Source organism: Bradyrhizobium betae, assembly GCF_008932115.1.
Taxonomy (GTDB): Bacteria; Pseudomonadota; Alphaproteobacteria; order Rhizobiales; family Xanthobacteraceae; genus Bradyrhizobium; species Bradyrhizobium betae.
The window spans coordinates 355,887-370,902 of sequence record NZ_CP044543.1; the positions used below are offsets into that span (position 1 = coordinate 355,887).

20 protein-coding genes are annotated in these 15,016 nt (G+C 63.6%); all 20 read right to left on the minus strand.

What is annotated here, in order from left to right; all coding sequences use genetic code 11:
• Positions 1 to 263 precede the first annotated feature (263 nt).
• The 20 genes from nusG to F8237_RS01945 all read right to left on the minus strand — a co-directional run bounded on the left by nusG (position 264) and on the right by F8237_RS01945 (position 15,013).
• On the minus strand, positions 264 to 995 hold the full coding sequence (nusG, locus tag F8237_RS01845) for a transcription termination/antitermination protein NusG (protein ID WP_151642135.1): 732 nt from the start codon (positions 993 to 995) through the stop codon (positions 264 to 266).
• Positions 992 to 2,170 carry a hypothetical protein gene (locus F8237_RS01850; protein WP_151642136.1) on the minus strand — a complete coding sequence of 393 codons (1,179 nt, stop codon included), beginning with the start codon at positions 2,168 to 2,170 and terminating at the stop codon, positions 992 to 994. The genes nusG and F8237_RS01850 overlap by 4 nt, the downstream gene beginning before the upstream one ends.
• 115 nt (positions 2,171 to 2,285) lie before the next feature.
• Entirely contained in the window at positions 2,286 to 2,555 is a 270-nt protein-coding gene (locus tag F8237_RS01855) for a hypothetical protein (protein ID WP_151642137.1), read from the minus strand.
• Positions 2,552 to 2,920: a hypothetical protein gene (locus F8237_RS36215; RefSeq protein WP_151642138.1), complete on the minus strand. Its 369-nt coding sequence runs from the start codon at positions 2,918 to 2,920 to the stop codon at positions 2,552 to 2,554. The genes F8237_RS01855 and F8237_RS36215 overlap by 4 nt, the downstream gene beginning before the upstream one ends.
• Complete coding sequence (locus F8237_RS01865) at positions 2,917 to 4,644, minus strand: SNF2-related protein (protein ID WP_244626169.1); 1,728 nt, start codon at positions 4,642 to 4,644, stop codon at positions 2,917 to 2,919. Before F8237_RS01865 ends, F8237_RS36215 begins: the two co-directional genes overlap by 4 nt.
• A 2-nt stretch (positions 4,645 to 4,646) precedes the next feature.
• A complete protein-coding gene (locus tag F8237_RS01870; protein WP_151642140.1) occupies positions 4,647 to 5,018 on the minus strand; it encodes a hypothetical protein in 372 nt (123 codons plus the stop codon).
• 14 nt (positions 5,019 to 5,032) lie between these two features.
• Positions 5,033 to 5,242 carry a hypothetical protein gene (locus tag F8237_RS01875; RefSeq protein ID WP_151642141.1) on the minus strand — a complete coding sequence of 70 codons (210 nt, stop codon included), beginning with the start codon at positions 5,240 to 5,242 and terminating at the stop codon, positions 5,033 to 5,035.
• Positions 5,242 to 5,511 (minus strand): DUF2312 domain-containing protein, encoded by a 270-nt coding sequence (locus tag F8237_RS01880; RefSeq protein ID WP_151642142.1) that lies wholly within the window; start codon positions 5,509 to 5,511, stop codon positions 5,242 to 5,244. The genes F8237_RS01875 and F8237_RS01880 overlap by 1 nt, the downstream gene beginning before the upstream one ends.
• Positions 5,512 to 5,568: 57 nt before the next feature.
• Positions 5,569 to 5,784 carry a hypothetical protein gene (locus tag F8237_RS01885; RefSeq protein WP_151642143.1) on the minus strand — a complete coding sequence of 72 codons (216 nt, stop codon included), beginning with the start codon at positions 5,782 to 5,784 and terminating at the stop codon, positions 5,569 to 5,571.
• Between the two features lie 3 nt (positions 5,785 to 5,787).
• Positions 5,788 to 6,036 (minus strand): MazG-like family protein, encoded by a 249-nt coding sequence (locus tag F8237_RS01890; RefSeq protein ID WP_162005834.1) that lies wholly within the window; start codon positions 6,034 to 6,036, stop codon positions 5,788 to 5,790.
• 114 nt (positions 6,037 to 6,150) lie between these two features.
• Complete coding sequence (locus tag F8237_RS36775) at positions 6,151 to 10,599, minus strand: DNA cytosine methyltransferase (protein WP_244626057.1); 4,449 nt, start codon at positions 10,597 to 10,599, stop codon at positions 6,151 to 6,153.
• Entirely contained in the window at positions 10,599 to 10,952 is a 354-nt protein-coding gene (locus F8237_RS01905; protein WP_151642145.1) for a hypothetical protein, read from the minus strand. Before F8237_RS01905 ends, F8237_RS36775 begins: the two co-directional genes overlap by 1 nt.
• Positions 10,953 to 10,955: 3 nt before the next feature.
• Complete coding sequence (locus F8237_RS01910) at positions 10,956 to 11,639, minus strand: hypothetical protein (protein WP_151642146.1); 684 nt, start codon at positions 11,637 to 11,639, stop codon at positions 10,956 to 10,958.
• Positions 11,636 to 12,163: a DUF7220 family protein gene (locus tag F8237_RS01915; RefSeq protein ID WP_244626058.1), complete on the minus strand. Its 528-nt coding sequence runs from the start codon at positions 12,161 to 12,163 to the stop codon at positions 11,636 to 11,638. Before F8237_RS01915 ends, F8237_RS01910 begins: the two co-directional genes overlap by 4 nt.
• A 35-nt stretch (positions 12,164 to 12,198) precedes the next feature.
• The gene (locus F8237_RS01920) at positions 12,199 to 12,420 is read right to left on the minus strand and encodes a hypothetical protein (RefSeq protein ID WP_151642148.1); all 222 of its coding nucleotides are present in this window, start codon (positions 12,418 to 12,420) and stop codon (positions 12,199 to 12,201) included.
• A complete protein-coding gene (locus tag F8237_RS01925; protein ID WP_151642149.1) occupies positions 12,417 to 12,737 on the minus strand; it encodes a hypothetical protein in 321 nt (106 codons plus the stop codon). Before F8237_RS01925 ends, F8237_RS01920 begins: the two co-directional genes overlap by 4 nt.
• On the minus strand, positions 12,734 to 13,222 hold the full coding sequence (locus F8237_RS01930; RefSeq protein ID WP_151642150.1) for a hypothetical protein: 489 nt from the start codon (positions 13,220 to 13,222) through the stop codon (positions 12,734 to 12,736). The genes F8237_RS01925 and F8237_RS01930 overlap by 4 nt, the downstream gene beginning before the upstream one ends.
• Positions 13,219 to 14,523: a Spo0J and IME4 domain-containing protein gene (locus tag F8237_RS01935; protein ID WP_151642151.1), complete on the minus strand. Its 1,305-nt coding sequence runs from the start codon at positions 14,521 to 14,523 to the stop codon at positions 13,219 to 13,221. The genes F8237_RS01930 and F8237_RS01935 overlap by 4 nt, the downstream gene beginning before the upstream one ends.
• Entirely contained in the window at positions 14,520 to 14,744 is a 225-nt protein-coding gene (locus F8237_RS01940) for a hypothetical protein (RefSeq protein ID WP_151642152.1), read from the minus strand. The genes F8237_RS01935 and F8237_RS01940 overlap by 4 nt, the downstream gene beginning before the upstream one ends.
• Positions 14,741 to 15,013 (minus strand): hypothetical protein, encoded by a 273-nt coding sequence (locus F8237_RS01945; RefSeq protein ID WP_151642153.1) that lies wholly within the window; start codon positions 15,011 to 15,013, stop codon positions 14,741 to 14,743. Before F8237_RS01945 ends, F8237_RS01940 begins: the two co-directional genes overlap by 4 nt.
• Positions 15,014 to 15,016: the final 3 nt, after the last annotated feature.

Consider the following 15,016-nt stretch of genomic DNA (forward strand, 5'->3'; position numbering starts at 1 on the left):
GCGGCTAAGTCTAGGGAGGAAACGCCCAAGGAGGGCAGCGGCAACGATCCGCGCTACCGCACAACCTATGTCTAAAAACAAAAACGCCGCCCGTGTTTCATGCACGGACGGCGTTCGCCGGGTCTTCCCACTTCCCACAGAGGAGGAGGTTTTGGCCTCCTATAAACGACAAAGCCCCGCACGATGGCGGGGCTTTGTTTTATCGCAGGCTCCGCACAACGCGTGACTTGCGCGTGACGTTGCCGTGATTTGTGCGTGACGCTCTACTTCAGGCTTTCGAGGGAGGAGAGCGGAGCCTTTGCCAGCGTCACCCTTCCGAATATTTCAATAGCTATGGTCGCGCACATTGATTCGTCAAGTTCCTCAAGCTTCCCGTCCCTGAGTTGCTGCTGCAGTTTGTGTGGCAGCTGCTCGATGACAGCTGTGAACCCACGGAGCGGCCCGAAGTCTTGAATTCGAACGTGATCTCCAACAGCAAAGAGATCGGCTAGCGCCGTCGATCCGGGGATCATGCCGGTATCGCTGTCTTCAAAACTTTTGAGGTGGTTGACATAGACGTCGTCGACGATGACCGGCCGGTCTCCAGCGCAGTGCAGACCGTACACACCCGCAAAGCTAAACAACTGATGGCAGCGCTCATCGGTGAGATCGAATTGGATGTAGGGATAACCCGGAAAGACCGGGATGATGTGTGGTCGACTGACGGCAGCACCCGCCTTGCGCTGCGACGGCGTCATCTGACGCAGCGGCACGCGCTTCAGGATCATGGTCTTAGGGTAATAGACCTCGTAGCCGAACGGCTTGAGGAACTCGGCGATCTTCACCTCCGCGCCGCTCTTGACCTGCAACAGATACCAACCCTTCCCGTCGCGCTTACCGATGCGCGGGCCGCGCGGCCACGGACATGCCGCACCCTCGATGCCGGTCGTGCCATCCGCGTTCTGGAACCCCATCTTGTTCACTGCCAACATCCTGCCCTCACCTTGGTCGTTCACGATTTGAAGTCCTGGTAGTCTTGGTCGCTCATCAGTTGGTCTGGCGGCGATGCCGTCGAAAGCGAACCGTCCTTGCGCGGCGGCCACAGCCACGGCGCACTCGATCCTTCCTGCAAGCGAGGATGGTTGGCCGTGACGTGCTCCGAGACGAAACTTTCCCAAGCCGCTGCCTGCTGCCGGCCCAGTGTGACCCACTGATCGCGCGGCGGGATCGGCGCTCCGGGCGCGCCGGCAAGAGCCAGAAGCCGCGGCGTGATGGGCCGGTAGTAGTACAGCACCCCGCCCCGCAGCATGGTGAGGCGCGCATGATCGCGCACGCCAGCAATCTCATGGGCAGTCAAGACCGCGCGAGCCTCAGCGCTGTCGCGCGCATAGCCGGACGATGACGCCTTTGGTTGTTCCTCCAGCAAGGTCCACCGCTTCTGCTCCAGATAGGTGAAGCCTGCCGGCGGAAACTTGCGCCCGAGCTTCTTGCGATGCTCCAGAAACGGAGTGATCCCGGCAAGTGCGGCCTCGCCTTCGCCGGCGTCCATCGCAAACCAGGCACGATCGACGCGGGTCTGATCGTCATCGGCATTGGTCGGCCATCGTCGCTTGAACTCGGCCAGATTGAGGGCGTGCTTCTCACGCGTGCGCTCGCGCTCTCTCTCAAGTTTTTGGGTAGATTCCGTCCTTGGTAAATCATTGGTTTGTATATCTTTATAGGCCACCTGCGGGTCAGCCGGAGGTGGGTCAGCCAGCGACGGGTAACCCGTAGGTGGATGTTGGGGCGGAAGCTGCCCTTCCGGAGCGCCCTCGGACCGCAAAACATCCTCCGATGCATCGGGCGCGGCTTCGCTGGACACCAGCGACAAAGCCCGCCTGACCTCTTCGTCAGACAGTTCCGGTCCGGGCTGATCCCGGATTTCATAAATGAAAAAGTAGGTGCCGTTGGGTAGGCGCGTCTTCTCCGGGCGGCACCACCCGAAGCGCACGAGATTTGTGATGACGCGCTTGATCGCATCGCGCCCCATGCTCCAACGGCGCATCAGCGCGGGCCGGCGCACCTCCCAGTCGTGCGGGCGCGACAGCAGGTAGGCAAGAATGCCAACTTCATCGGCGGCGAGCCGTTCGTCTTCGAACAGCACATTACCGATCGTCGTGTAGTTGGCCGTGTGACGGCGCCGGATGATCAAGAAATCTGCTCCTGTGGAAAAGTCGAACAGCGGGCATGCCCGGGAATAACCCGGGCATAAGCGCGCGACGCCATCGGCCGCGCGTGAGACGATGCGATGGTGGAAGGACTGACGCTCACGGCTTGACCCCGATCTGAGGGACGCACGCGAGGTCATCGCACGCGATCTGTGCGCTCGATGCCGACCGCCGCCACTCGCGCCAGGCGCGGCCGTCGGGCGCGTGCACGGTCACCTTGACGGTGCCGCAGACCGAACAGGTGCGCTCGGTCTGCTGGTGTCGTTCCAGCTCGAGCGAGGGCGGTACGCTGACCGGCGCGCCGAAGACGTGGTGCGGGCCCGGCTGGGGCGAGGCACCCGCAAAGTGCCCATCGACCACTTCGCTCATGGCCGCACTCCCGCGCGGCGCTTGTCGAGCGCGGAGTAGCCCGGCGGAGGATCGCCGAACACGCGTGCAGTCAGGTCCTGCCGGTCACGGGCGGCGCTGCGCCGTTCGAAATCGGCTTGGGCCTGCTCGGTTGGCCCGCCGCCACGCGGGCCCGCGGAAAACGATGCGCCGAACCGCAGAAAGCGCGCGGCGACGCCGTCAACGGTTTTACCGATCGCATGCGCGATCGTGGCGAATACCTCGCCCTGCGCACCCCAGGGCCCGTCGCTCTCGCCATGATGATCGGCGAAGTCGCGCTGCCAGATCATGGCGGCGCGGCGGATGTCGATCGGCGTCCAGGGATGAAATCTCGATTGTTCCGTCATTTCCCCTTCTCCAGGTACATTTTGGCGAGCGCCTTGATGCGGGATTCATCGGTGTGAACCTGCTCAAGGCCTGCCGCCTTCGGATCGATGATGCCGCGCGCTTGGCTCGCCTTCAGGCCCTGCACAGAGGCGATGACAGGGTCGGACCCGCCGTCGGCGACGATGAAGATTTCCGTGATCGGGTCGGTCCGCGCGTGCGGGCGCAGGCGGCCGGCGAGTTGCTTGTGGACCTCGCGCGACCAGTCGAGCTCGCCATGCACCACGGTCGCGCAGCGATGCTGCAGCCCGTCGAGGCCGGCGCCCGATCGCAACGACATGATGATGCAGTCGGTCTCGCCTTGCATGAAGGCGCGCTTGGCGGCCGACTTCTGAAGCGCTGTCTCCGAGCCCGTGTAGAGCATCGGGTTGTAGTCCGCGAGTTCCTTCAGCCAGATGTCGTAGACGTCGCGGTGCCAGCCGCCCAGGATGATCGGCGTCTTGGCATCGAGCAGGATCTTGACATAGGCCGCGACGTGGCGGGCCTTGGCAACGCCGGTCGTATGGCGCGCCATCATGTCGAGCTCGCGTGCCGCCTGTCCGCGCTCGGTGAAGCTGCCCGACATCACCTTCAACGCCAGCGTGCGGGCGAGTTGCTCGTCGGCCGCCGCGGCCTCGTCGTCATAGGGCACGTCGACCACGATGCGGTTGGGCGGCGGACCGCCTCCGACCTCGCGGACCATGATGTTGAGGTCGCGAAGATGCGCGCCCAGGGCTTGCGGATTTTCGATGATCAGCTTCTTGTCGTCGGCATATTTGCACCATTCGCGGATAAACTCGTCGCGGGCGCCCAAAATGCCGGGATCGATGATGTCGAGGATGTTGAAGATCTCGCCGCCATAGCCATAGACCGGCGTCGCCGACAGGCCGATGCGCATGGCCGCATGATTGGCGAAGACGGAGGCGGCTTCGCCCTTCTGGGTGCCGCGGCCGTGACGCAAATTCTGCACCTCGTCGAAAATCGCAGTCTTGAACATGCCGGTTGCGGCGATGTCGACCCAGCCCCACTGATTGGAGTAGCGGAAGACGTAACAGTCGACGCTCGGCAGCGGATACGGCTTGGTCGACTGGATCACGTGGCTCGATAGCGTCGTGAATTCGCCGATGAATTCCTTCTGCCACTGCTCGGCCACGTGCGCCTCGCAGCAGATCGCCATCGGCAGGAAGCGCTCGTCCATCGCAGCGGCAATTGCGGCGAGCGTCTTGCCCATGCCGACGTCGTCAGCGATCAGCAGCCGTCCCGTGCGGCGGGCGACCTCGACGGCGCGCGCCTGGTTCGGCCGCAGGGCCTTGTTAGGCCGCAGCATCGCCGGCCGGCCAGAGGGCTGCCAGCCGGTCGTCAGCACGCGGTCGATCTCGGACCTGATCTGCTCGAAGCGGATGCGCCCTTCGGCGAGCAGGGCGCGATCGGCGGGCGTCACGACCAGCGGATAGCGCTCGATGAACCATTCGAGCTCGGAGCGCGTTTCGTCGCCGTCGACGAAGGTGTAGGAGCCGACCTGCGTTGCCGAAATGCGCGGGAAGATGCGCTTGGCCCGGATCGCGACCTGCGGCTCCAGATCCGTGATCACCCAGCGGCAAGCCTCCGCCACGTGCGCAAGCTTGCCGTAGGTGCGCAGGCCTGCGGCCTCATCGCGCCAGGCGAGCGCTGCGGCAGCTGCCAGAAGATCATCGGCGGCGTGGTGCATGGTCACAGCCAGCTCCGGCCCAGATGCGCGATTGCCGTCGGCGTGCCCTTGACTTCGAAGGGCAGGTTCATCGGCACGTTGGTGGCGAGCACGATCTCGGCCACCTGCGGATGTTCGCAGTAGCGCTCGATCTGGCGGAAAATCGCCCGGCGCGAGCCGCCGATCTTGACCTCGATGGCGCATGCGGCCTCTAGCGGCTGCAGCAGCGCACCTTCCCCGACCATGAAGTCGACGATGTCCTTTCCCTCCCCGTCGAGGCGGACCTCGCGAACGAACGGGACCTTCTCCAGCGCCAGCATTTCGGCGATCTTGGCTTGCAGGTCTTTTTCGTCCGACAGCGGCAGGCGGTAGCGGCCGAAGATATCGACGATCATTCCGCGGACGGAGGTCATGCGGCGTGCGCCTCCACGGGCTCGCACGCGGGCGTCGCCTCGCCCTCGATCCGATCGAAACCGCCGGCGGCGTAGAACTCCGTCCAGTAGCGATCGTGCCCGCCCTCATGCTCGGACCGCGACACCTTGACGATGCCGCAGCGCTCGCACTGGCGCTCGGTCTTGTGCTCGAAGACGGTCTTGGGACTCCAACGATGCCTTGGCATCACAGCATCCCCAGCGACTGCATATAGGTCTCCAGGATCGTCTCGACCTCGTCGTTGGCGGCCTTCTGCGAGGCATCCATCCGCCGCAGCCGAACCACGCGGCGCAGCGCCTTGACCTCGTAGCCGTTGCCCTTCGCCTCCGCGTAGACGTCGCGGATGTCGTCGGAGGTCGCCTTCTTCTCCCCCTCCAGCCGCTCGATCCGCTCGACGATCGCCTTCAGCTGTTCCTTGGCATTGTGGCCGGGTGAGTCCGACCGTTGCGCGTCCATGGCGCTTCTCCGGTTGTTACAATGTGAGGGGACGCAAACGACGCTACGAAACGAAACTTACTCGGCAGGCACGATGCGGTAACCCGCCTCCTTCAGCGCGATCAGCACGGCGCGGACCGGCAAGGATTCCTCGCTCAGGAGCCTGCCCGACCAGCGATAGGGCACGGTCGACAGCGCAACCGCGATCACGAACTCTGGATCGAGGCGGCGGCCCTGGTCGGGCGCGGGCCGTTCCTGCGGCATCAGGTCGATGATGGTGGGGAGCGGGGTCACGCTTCAGATCACCTTCGGATAGCCGATCTCGCCGGACTTGCTATTGAAGACCTCGCGCATCGCTTCCTCCAGCGTGCATCCGCAACGTTGGAGCATCAGGTCGAGATAAACGCCGACGTCGCCGAGCTCTCGGCGCAGCTTCACGTGCAGCTCGTCATAGGTCTCCTTGTTGCCGACGACGCCATCGCGATAGCGGTTGAGCTTCTTGACGACATTGGCAGCCTCGCCCACCTCGCCGGCCAAGGCGGTCATCCAGTCCGAGTATGACCATCCATCGAGAGGGTGGTTGAAGCCTTGCGGATCTTCGCAGCGAGCTCGGTTCGCCTTGGCAAATTCATCGAACGTCAACGACATTATCAGCCTCCGTCACTTGCGCATCGCTGGGGGGGGGTTGGCAGCGTCAACCGCCGCCAGATCGAACAACGCCGGCACGGCCATCTTTTCTTCGGCCTGCCGCAGGTACTTGACGCCATCGGCGAAGTAGACCGTCGACAGCTCGGTCGCGGCGCCCTTGCGTCCCTTCAGCAGCGCCCGAAAAGGGACCGTCATCAATCCGCCGAAGGGATCGAACACCAGCTCGCCTTCGTTGGAGTAGCGTTCGATCAGGCGGTCGACGATGTCGAATTGCAGCGGGCACAGGTGCATCTCCGCGCCCTTCCTCTGCTGCATCATGTTGAGCGTGCGCATCCGGTTGATGTCACTCCAGACCTCTGGATCGTGCGAGCCGGGCGCGATCGCCATGAACGTCGCCGGCAGCGCGCCTTGGGCCTCAAGCCGCTCCCCGATGGCGACATGCGCCTCATAGTCGTAGATCCGTTCCGCGCTCAGCTTCGAGAAGTGCTTAGCGTGATCGGCGGCATCCATCGCGGCAAATTCATCGGCCGTCAGCAGCCGGTCGCCGGAGGAGCGCCAGAAGCCGTGCGCGTCGATCTGCCAGCGCGCGCGGGTGTAGTCGTCCTTGCTCTTTTCGACCGGCACGTCGGCATAGGAGCGCGTGCGATCGGTCTGGGGTTTGCGGAACAGAAGCACGTATTCCGGCGAGCCGACGCCCATTTTGCTGGAGTCCTTGGCGTTTTCGCTCCAGCCCAGCCGATAGGTCTGATTGTTCTCCCGCACCACGTCGGTCACGACCGTGATCATGCCCAGGTACTGGAATTTGTGGCCGCGATAGTGCGAGATCGCCTCGGCATGAAACGGAGAGATCGTGGGTACACCCTCGCCCGTGACGCTGCCGAACAGCACCCGGTCCTTGACGTGGATGCAGGCAAGGCGCCCGGGCTGCAGCATCCGCATCAGCTCGCAGCTGAGAAAATCCATCTGCGCCCAGAAATGCCCATTGTCGTCGGTATGGCCGAAGTCGCGGTAGGAGGCCGAATATTCATAGTGGTTGGAGAACGGGATCGAGGTCACGATCAGATCGACGGAGGCCTCCGGCCAGGCGCGGCACTCAAGCACAGCGTCATTGTTGATCGCCGTGAAGTTCTCGCCCTTCTCCTCGATGCGCTTGATCGTCATGGTGCGCAGCAGCTTGTCCCGCAGAGGCAGGGTGTTGAGGCCGTGAGCGGCGATGATCTCGCTCATGCGGGCGCGCATCGCGGTATCGAGCGCCCACTTCTCCTCCAGCGCGGCCCGGCCGGCGCGCATGTCTTCGGAGTAGATAATATCGATCTCGACGGGGTGTTTCTGGCCGAAGCGCTGCAGCCGGTAGACCGACTGAATCCAGTCGTTGAACTTGTAGCCGTCGCCGGGCAAGCCGACATAGATCGCCTTGTGGCAGTGATACTGGAAGTTCGAGCCTGAGCCGGAGAGGATGGGCTTGGTCGCAAAGTATTTGGTCCGACCCTCCTCGAAGTCGTGCAGGTGCTTTTCCCGCTCGTCGATGTCCATCCCGCTGCCGGTGATCGCGACCACACCAGGAACGGCCGCCTCGATCGCCTCGCGCTCCGCCTCGAGGTCATGCCAGAGGATGCGATGGCTGTCCGGATCCTGCGCAAGCAGATCCTGCATCTTGGCGATGCGCGAGGGCAGACTATCGCGGCGCGCACGCGCGGCATCCTGCAGCGAGGACGCGCCCTTGCGAAACAACACGGACTGCCCGTCGCGCTCAGGCTCGGCCTTGCTGTGATCGGCCGGGACCTCGTGCCAGCGCAGCGTGAGCGGCGGCAGCTCGTAGCCTTCGTCGCTGTAGCCGAGCTCGGACGGCTTTTGCAGAAAGGCCGCCCAGGAGTGCACCCACATCCAGAATTCTTCTTCCTTGTGCGGGTAGAGCGTGAGATCGCCGGCCTTTTCCGAGTTGCGCTGGAAGAAGCGCGTCAGCGCCAGGCCGGTATCCATGACGCCGAGGAAGCCGGAATAATGGATCAGCTCCTTGTAGCGGTTCGGCGACGGCGTTGCGGTCGCGACCAGCTTGAAGGCGACCTTGCCGAACAGCGGCAGGAACTCCTGGAAGGTCTTGCTGCCGTAGCTGCGCAGCACGCTGGCTTCATCGAGCGAGCAGGCCGTGAACAGGTTCGGGTCGAGCTTGCCGTCGCGGATACTCTCGTAATTGGTGAGGAAGTGCACCACGCCCTCAGCGCGGCCGAGGTGGTATTCCTCATTGGTGCGGATGAAGCGCACGGCCATGTCGAGGCTCACGGCTTCCTTGACGAAGCCGTGGCGCACGCCGAGCGGCAGCACGCTCAGCGTGGCCCCGCCGTTGCGGCGCTGCAGCTGCCGGCACCATTCCAGTTGCATCGCCGTCTTGTGCAGGCCGAAGGATGCGAAGATCGCAGCGCAGCCGAGCCGCAAGGCCCAGACCACGAGGTCCTTGCAATGCGGCCGGAGATAATCGTGCAAGGCCTCGAGAGGGACCTCGATGCCGCGCATCGGGGCCGTCACTACCTTGTCGTGGAGAAACTGATCATAGGAATGCAGCACGGGCAGCGCCGCCTCGTCATCCCACGCGAGCCCGGCCGCCGCGGTCAGCAGATCGGACCATCCATCGGCGATTACGTCGTTGCGCCGCGCGATGACGTTTCCGCCTGCGCCAATTGGCGCAGCCTCGGCAAGGGTCGAGCCCGCGTCCTGACTTGGGGGCAGGGACGCGGGCTCTGATCGCAAGACCGGAGTTGGAATGGGGGCGCGGTCTGCGATGTTCACATTGGCTTCTGACGGGCTGGGCCGCTCGCTTCCCATCCCGGCTTGGTCGGCCCCGCCGTGGTTCGAATGCAACCGCGCATCAAGCGTGGCCGCTCCCACAACAGGGTCAGCCTCACGGGCCATAGCCTCGTCCGCCCGCCCGTCAGAACTCTTTTTGCGCCTCTTCGGCTTACTGCCCGCGATCCGCGAGGCATCGCCAGGCACGATCGGATCGCCGCGGCCGTCGACCGTCGGCCCTTCCGGAAAGCGCCGCCAGTGAGCCTCGGTCGCCGCGTTCATGCGGACATAGTCGTTCGATCCGAACTTGATGACGTGGCCGCATTTGCAGGTGGCGACCGAGACGACACGTCCGTCGGCAACCTCCGTCGTCATCGAGAATGTGTGGTGCGCCGGGAACTGTTTGCGCTTCTCGAAGGCCTCGATGAGGTCGCGCACGATCGGATCGGAGATCGTCTCGCCGGCGTCGATCGCGGCATAGGTTTGCTGGTCGAGATTCTGGACCATTTCGACGGGCGCCACAGGTGAGGACGCCGCCGATGGGATGTCGCCACTCCCATCCAACCCGGCGCTGCCGGGAAGCTCGTCTGCAGCGAGCTCGCCTGTGGCGCTATTGATTTGCTGATCAAGATTAGCCGATACATCGCGAGTTTCAGGCACTTGCACAGGCTTTAGCGACAGCGCCCATTCGATCACGCGGGCCGCGAAGCCTTCCGTCCAGTGGGTGCCCTCGCCGTCCTTGGCGCGCATGTATTTCCGCGCGCGGCGGATCATGGCGGCGATTGCAGCCCGCAGCGCTGCCTCGCGAGAGGCATACTGCCGGCCGTCGACACGGAAGCCCGGCGGATGGGCAAGCCACCCCCCGCCTTGCAGCGCGAGCGCGCCGATCCTGGTCGACGGCGAGCGATATCGCGGATTGTCGTGTTCCAGCCATTCGCCCTGGTCGTCGCGGAACGCCAGCCCGCCGATGCCGAGCGGCGGCTCACCTTCGAGGGTGCGCAGAACGCGCGTGGGTTTGATCAGCGGCGTGTTCATCGTCCCTCCGGAAATTCGTACCGGTCGCAGACTTGGACTTCCTGCGGGATGAACGCGAGCGCGCGGAGCGCAGGTTCGGGGCTGCCGGCGAAGGCGAGGTATGGATATTGCGTCTCGTGATGAGACGCGAGACATGATCGTCGGCGCGCCATAGTCGCAGGCGCGAAGCTCGCGCCATTCGACGACATAGCCGAGGCGCTCCAGCTCGGCGACCCAGCGCTTGAAGGTGACGCCTTTCTGCAGCGGACACGGACGGCCGTCGGTACCGAGCGGACCCCATGTCGCAAACTCCTCGACGTTCTCCAGAATGATGACGCGCGGGGCGACCGTATTGGCCCAGTGCACCACGATCCAGGCGAGCGACCTGATGCTCTTTTCCACGGGCTTGCCGCCCTTGGCCTTGGAGAAGTGCTTGCAGTCGGGCGAGGCCCACAACAGTCCTACGGGCCGGCCGGCGCACGCCGCGCGCGGATCGACCGACCAGATGTCCTCGGTCAGATGCACGGTCGAGGGATGATTGACCTCGTGCATGGCAAGCGCGATCGCGTCGTGATTGATCGCGATGTCGGGCGAGCGGCCCAAGGCCATCTCGATCCCGGTCGAGGCCCCGCCGCCACCCGCAAAGCTGTCGACGATGATTTCCATCACTGTTGCGGCTTGCGCAGGTTGACGCCTACCGTCTTGAGAACCTCGCTGACCGCCTCCATAAATGCACTTGCTGCGATGTCCGGGGAGAAGCTAGGATCGCGGATCACGGAACCGTCGGCGCGCCACTCAAAGAGGGCGCTACCGTTGCGCTCGATCTTCAGGATGGAGTCCCAGGTCGCCCGCTCGAAGCAATCCTGCTGCTTGGATATCGAGCAATCCTCGGATGTCCCGTTGAGGATGTTCACGGTCACCTCTTCGGCGCGCTTTCCATCAGCGCATTCGCCCTTGGACGCAAGCTGTCCGTTCACGCACATCAGGATGGTTGCCGAAATCGCAATCATGTTGCTCATTACCTATGCCGCCTCTGTGCTGACTGGATCGATCTTGACTTCCGCCACATGCCATTCGACCGGATAGGCGCAGCTCGGCATCGCTTCCGGACGCTCGCACCTCGCATAGACATGCAACTCGCCGCCTCCGATCGTGACGTAGAACGACCCGCGATCGAGGCCTGCCTTCCACAGCTCGGCACACAGCAGCATCGAGGCGGCTTCCAGCCGCTCCCGCGCGCTTCTCGCATCGCGCTGGTGCTTGGCCTGTCCGTTCGTCGCCTGGAGCGCGCCGAAGAAGGTCAGCCAGTAGAATCCGTCATCGCAGGGCCCGACGATGCCCGATCCGTCGATCGAGGGGTCGCAGACGATGTCGCCGTTGCACCCAACTACCACATGGGCGCAGCTGTTTCGGCTCGTGCCGGTCAGCAGGAAGGCCGGCATCTGGCGCAGGTTCGTACCCGCGATTGAATCCAGTACGGCTTGAAGAGGCCGCGCGCCGTCGACGACGATATTGATCGCGGTCATGCCGTGCGCGTTGAGGAAGGCTTCGGCTGCAGCCGCGCCGTCATCGCCGCTCACGCCGCCGTCCATGAAATGCGGCACGTCGGCTGCATCCATGTCCAGCACGATCGCGATCGCCGTGCGGAAGCAGTCGCCGTAGGAGGCGGGCGGGTTGTGGCGCAGCAGTTGCTTTTGCGGCTTCATGCGTTCCCGCTCCGCTTGGTCTCACGTCGTGAGTTGCGAGCGCGGTCGAATTTCTCGCCTTCCGCGACGATCAGAGCCGCGGCTCGCACCTGGTTGCGCCGAAACTCCTTGGGCTTCCACCAGTCGACAGCCCAAGGCCAGATCATCTGACCATTGATGCGAACGCAGTTGCCCCGGATGTCGTCGCCGTTGTCGCAAAATACGGTCTCATTCCCGAGCGCGTAAGCCGCGCCGGCTTGAGCCATCTCGCCTTGCCGGTGAGCGTCGTCGTGAGTTGCGTCCCAGCCCTCCTGCTCGATCTGGCGGAAGCGCTCGGCAATTACAGCTTGCATGAATGGCGACAATGGCCGGCGGATATGCAGCCGCTCGAACAGGCGACGCATCACGAATTGGCGAACGATCGAGACAACCGTGAAGATCGCCGTGATCATCAGGTTCTCGTGCAGCGCGGGACGAAAGCCGAACAGCGGGAAGACGAAGATCTGCGCCAGTAGAGCGACGGCAAAGCCGATCGCGGTCGACATGATCGTCTCCAAAAGAGACATCAGCTTGGATTGCTTCATCGCACCATCTCGCCTTCGAGAATCGGACAGACGCTGCCGCCAGCTCCGTATGAATTGCAGGTCTTCACCCCGACGAGCTTGACGCACTTGCCGTCGACGCCAGGCAAGGCCTGCTGCAGCGCTACACATTGATCCTTTGTCAGGGGACCAAGGCGCGAGGCCTCAAACGGCATCGCTTGAAGGCTGAGGATGAAGAACCATAGGGCGGCACCGTTCATCGCACAGGCCTTTCCGGCACAGGTGAGATCTCGCGCGCGTAGCCATAGGACTGCGCACGGGTCCAGTTCGGCGAGCGGTTGAGCTCGACAGCGGGAGACCATCCCTCCTTGACGTCCTCGCCGATGCGATACATCGCCTTCTTCTTGGCTTTGGCCTCGTTGCGACGCTGGGCCCGATAGGTGACGGCAGGCCGCGCGGCTTTGGGCTTTTGCTCGCCGCGCTTGGAGAGCGTCCTCTTCATCGTCGACTTGATGGCCTCATAGCGGGCTGCATCATCCGACACGACGAAGCCGGGAGCTTGATCCTGTTCGTTCACTCGCCCCTCCCCTTGTTGAGCATGGCCGCAAGATCGAACGTCTCCACGGCGATGGAGCCGTCGTCGCTGCGCTGGAACGGAATGTTGAAATCGAGGAGGCCATGCTCCATGTGCACCAGCTGCTGGAAGAACAGCTGCGCCACCTTCTTGATGAAGGCCTGCCCGGAGACGGTCGGGCTTACCGGGCGCCCCCCCGTGGTCGGGCGCGCCGTCGCGGCCATGTGCGCGCCGACCTGGGCGAGTGCAACCGCGTAGATGTCGACGATGGGATCGTCGATCACAAAGCCGGACGTGAAGCTTTTATAGCGCTCCGCGCAGTGGGCAACGCACAAGGCCTGCATGTGCGTGCCGAGCTTGTGCCCCTCCAGGATGGCTGGACTGACCGGCACGCCGTCAGCCTTCGTGTCGGCCTCGAAGCAGCGCATGATCTCGGCGAGAGCCGCATCACGGACGGGCTTTGCGATATCGTAGAGATCGCGCGTCATGCCATCTGTTCCTCGTCCTCGATGCCGAGCGATTGCTGCGGCGGCACGTTTGCCTCATTGCCCCAGCCGAACCACCCGTTTGGAAGCGATCCGTTGACCCGAGGGAACAGTTCGACTTTCGGCCAGTCCTTCCATTCGGGGACGCCGTCGATCATCGAACGGAAATATTCGGGCTTCGCAGAGTGACGGCCGCGTTTCTCGCGATACAGCGAGGGGCCCAGGATCGAGCCGTTTTCGGGGGTCACAGGATCGCCGCGCGACGCCGAGATCAGGATCTCATGCTGGTTCTGCCACCAATAGCCGAGCCCGATGTCGACCTTGTCCCAGACCGCGCAAGACTTGTATTCGAAGCCCCACCCCTTGATGAGCCGCAGCGTCTTTTCCAGCCAGGGAACGGTAGTCCAGATTAGCATCACGCATTTGTCGAGCGCGAGATCGGCGATCGGCAAGGCCGAGATCTCCTCCTCCGTCATCGTCGGATAGTGGTTCTCAGTCGAACGATCGGAATCGCCAGCCGCAAATTTCGTCGGCGGGTCGAGATAGATTAGCGGAAATTTTCGGCCCGTCGGCAGCGAGGTTGAGGCCTCCGCCTTCTTGCGGATGTCATCGGCCCGATCGGCGCGCCGCTTGTCGTTCTGCTCTTTCCGGATGATCTTGGCTCGATCGAGGATTTCCTTTTCAGACAGCTCGGCGACCGCCTTCTGCTGTTCCGGCGGCAGCGCTTCCGCGATCTCGGCTGCAGTCGAGATCGAAACCTTGCCCTGCTCATAGGCGGCCTTGAGTTCGTCCGAGGCTTTTTCCTCGAATACGACCGCGCGCTGCACGCTGCGACGCCCGACGTTCATGATCTCTGCGGCCTCTGACTGCGAGATCATCGGAAGCGAAGTTGCGGCAGGCTTGCCTGCGGCTTCTTCGACGAGATCGAGAAGGGGTGCGCCAATTGGCGCAGCCTGGGTGTGCTGGTTGGACCCAAGCTTCAGTGTGGTGATGCGTGCCGCGATGCGCGCGCGGTCACCTTCTTTCAGATGACGTCGCCACAGGTTCTTGGATGCCACGAAGCGAAGAGCCTGATGATCGTCGCCTTCGAAAATCCCGCAACGAACGGGCAGCCCCCTCCGCGTTGCCGCCGTGTAGCGGTTACGGCCGTCCAGGATCATGTCCCGATGCAGGATTACATCCTCGAGCTGACCGTTGAGGCGGATATCCTCGCCGAGGTCCTCCAGCTCCTGGTCCGACAGCATCGGAAACAGGTTGGCCAGAGGGTGGAATTTGATCGGGTCGTGGCCGGGCTCGAGGATCACGACCGGGCCCTCCCGCGCGCGCCGTTGATGTATCCCGCCACGAAGACCAGGACGATAACGGGCCAGCCGGCGATCGCTCCAATGGAGACGATCGCCCGGCTGCTACGGGAGGCTTTGCCAAGAGCCTCTTCGATAAGGCCGCCCGCATACATCAGCGCCCACATCACGGCGCCAATCAGAACGTAGGCAAAGCCCCAGTTGACGAGATCGGCTGCGCTCATGCGGCTTGCCTTTCCTGATCGCGTCGCTCGCCGCCGGCATAGATCGACCGGATCAGCGCCCAGCCCATGTCGGTCGGCTTGAAGAAAGGCCCGCGAGAGCGTTCGCCCGGCATCTGCCGGGTCCAGATCTCGATCAGGTTGCGGCGCCAAAGCGGCACCATGGCCTCACGCTGCTTGCGCGTGAGGGTGGACATGCCGCCATTGGCGCAGGTGATCGCGAGCTGCTTGAGCGTTACGATCTGGATCTCGGTCAACCGTGGATTGGCCATGGT

Excerpts from the sequence above, each read along its gene's own strand:
- F8237_RS36775 (WP_244626057.1), bottom strand. The coding sequence starts at position 10,599 with ATGGAAATCATCGTCGACAGCTTTGCGGGTGGCGGCGGGGCCTCGACC.
- F8237_RS36215 (WP_151642138.1), bottom strand. The coding sequence starts at position 2,920 with ATGACGGAACAATCGAGATTTCATCCCTGGACGCCGATCGACATCCGC.
- F8237_RS01865 (WP_244626169.1), bottom strand. The coding sequence starts at position 4,644 with ATGCACCACGCCGCCGATGATCTTCTGGCAGCTGCCGCAGCGCTCGCC.
- F8237_RS01890 (WP_162005834.1), bottom strand. The coding sequence starts at position 6,036 with ATGACCGCCTTGGCCGGCGAGGTGGGCGAGGCTGCCAATGTCGTCAAG.
- F8237_RS01910 (WP_151642146.1), bottom strand. The coding sequence starts at position 11,639 with ATGAAGCCGCAAAAGCAACTGCTGCGCCACAACCCGCCCGCCTCCTAC.
- F8237_RS01855 (WP_151642137.1), bottom strand. The coding sequence starts at position 2,555 with ATGAGCGAAGTGGTCGATGGGCACTTTGCGGGTGCCTCGCCCCAGCCG.
- F8237_RS01905 (WP_151642145.1), bottom strand. The coding sequence starts at position 10,952 with ATGAGCAACATGATTGCGATTTCGGCAACCATCCTGATGTGCGTGAAC.
- F8237_RS01945 (WP_151642153.1), bottom strand. The coding sequence starts at position 15,013 with ATGGCCAATCCACGGTTGACCGAGATCCAGATCGTAACGCTCAAGCAG.
- F8237_RS01930 (WP_151642150.1), bottom strand. The coding sequence starts at position 13,222 with ATGACGCGCGATCTCTACGATATCGCAAAGCCCGTCCGTGATGCGGCT.
- F8237_RS01880 (WP_151642142.1), bottom strand. The coding sequence starts at position 5,511 with ATGGACGCGCAACGGTCGGACTCACCCGGCCACAATGCCAAGGAACAG.
- F8237_RS01915 (WP_244626058.1), bottom strand. The coding sequence starts at position 12,163 with ATGTCGACCGCGATCGGCTTTGCCGTCGCTCTACTGGCGCAGATCTTC.
- F8237_RS01870 (WP_151642140.1), bottom strand. The coding sequence starts at position 5,018 with ATGATCGTCGATATCTTCGGCCGCTACCGCCTGCCGCTGTCGGACGAA.
- F8237_RS01875 (WP_151642141.1), bottom strand. The coding sequence starts at position 5,242 with ATGCCAAGGCATCGTTGGAGTCCCAAGACCGTCTTCGAGCACAAGACC.
- F8237_RS01940 (WP_151642152.1), bottom strand. The coding sequence starts at position 14,744 with ATGAGCGCAGCCGATCTCGTCAACTGGGGCTTTGCCTACGTTCTGATT.
- F8237_RS01920 (WP_151642148.1), bottom strand. The coding sequence starts at position 12,420 with ATGAACGGTGCCGCCCTATGGTTCTTCATCCTCAGCCTTCAAGCGATG.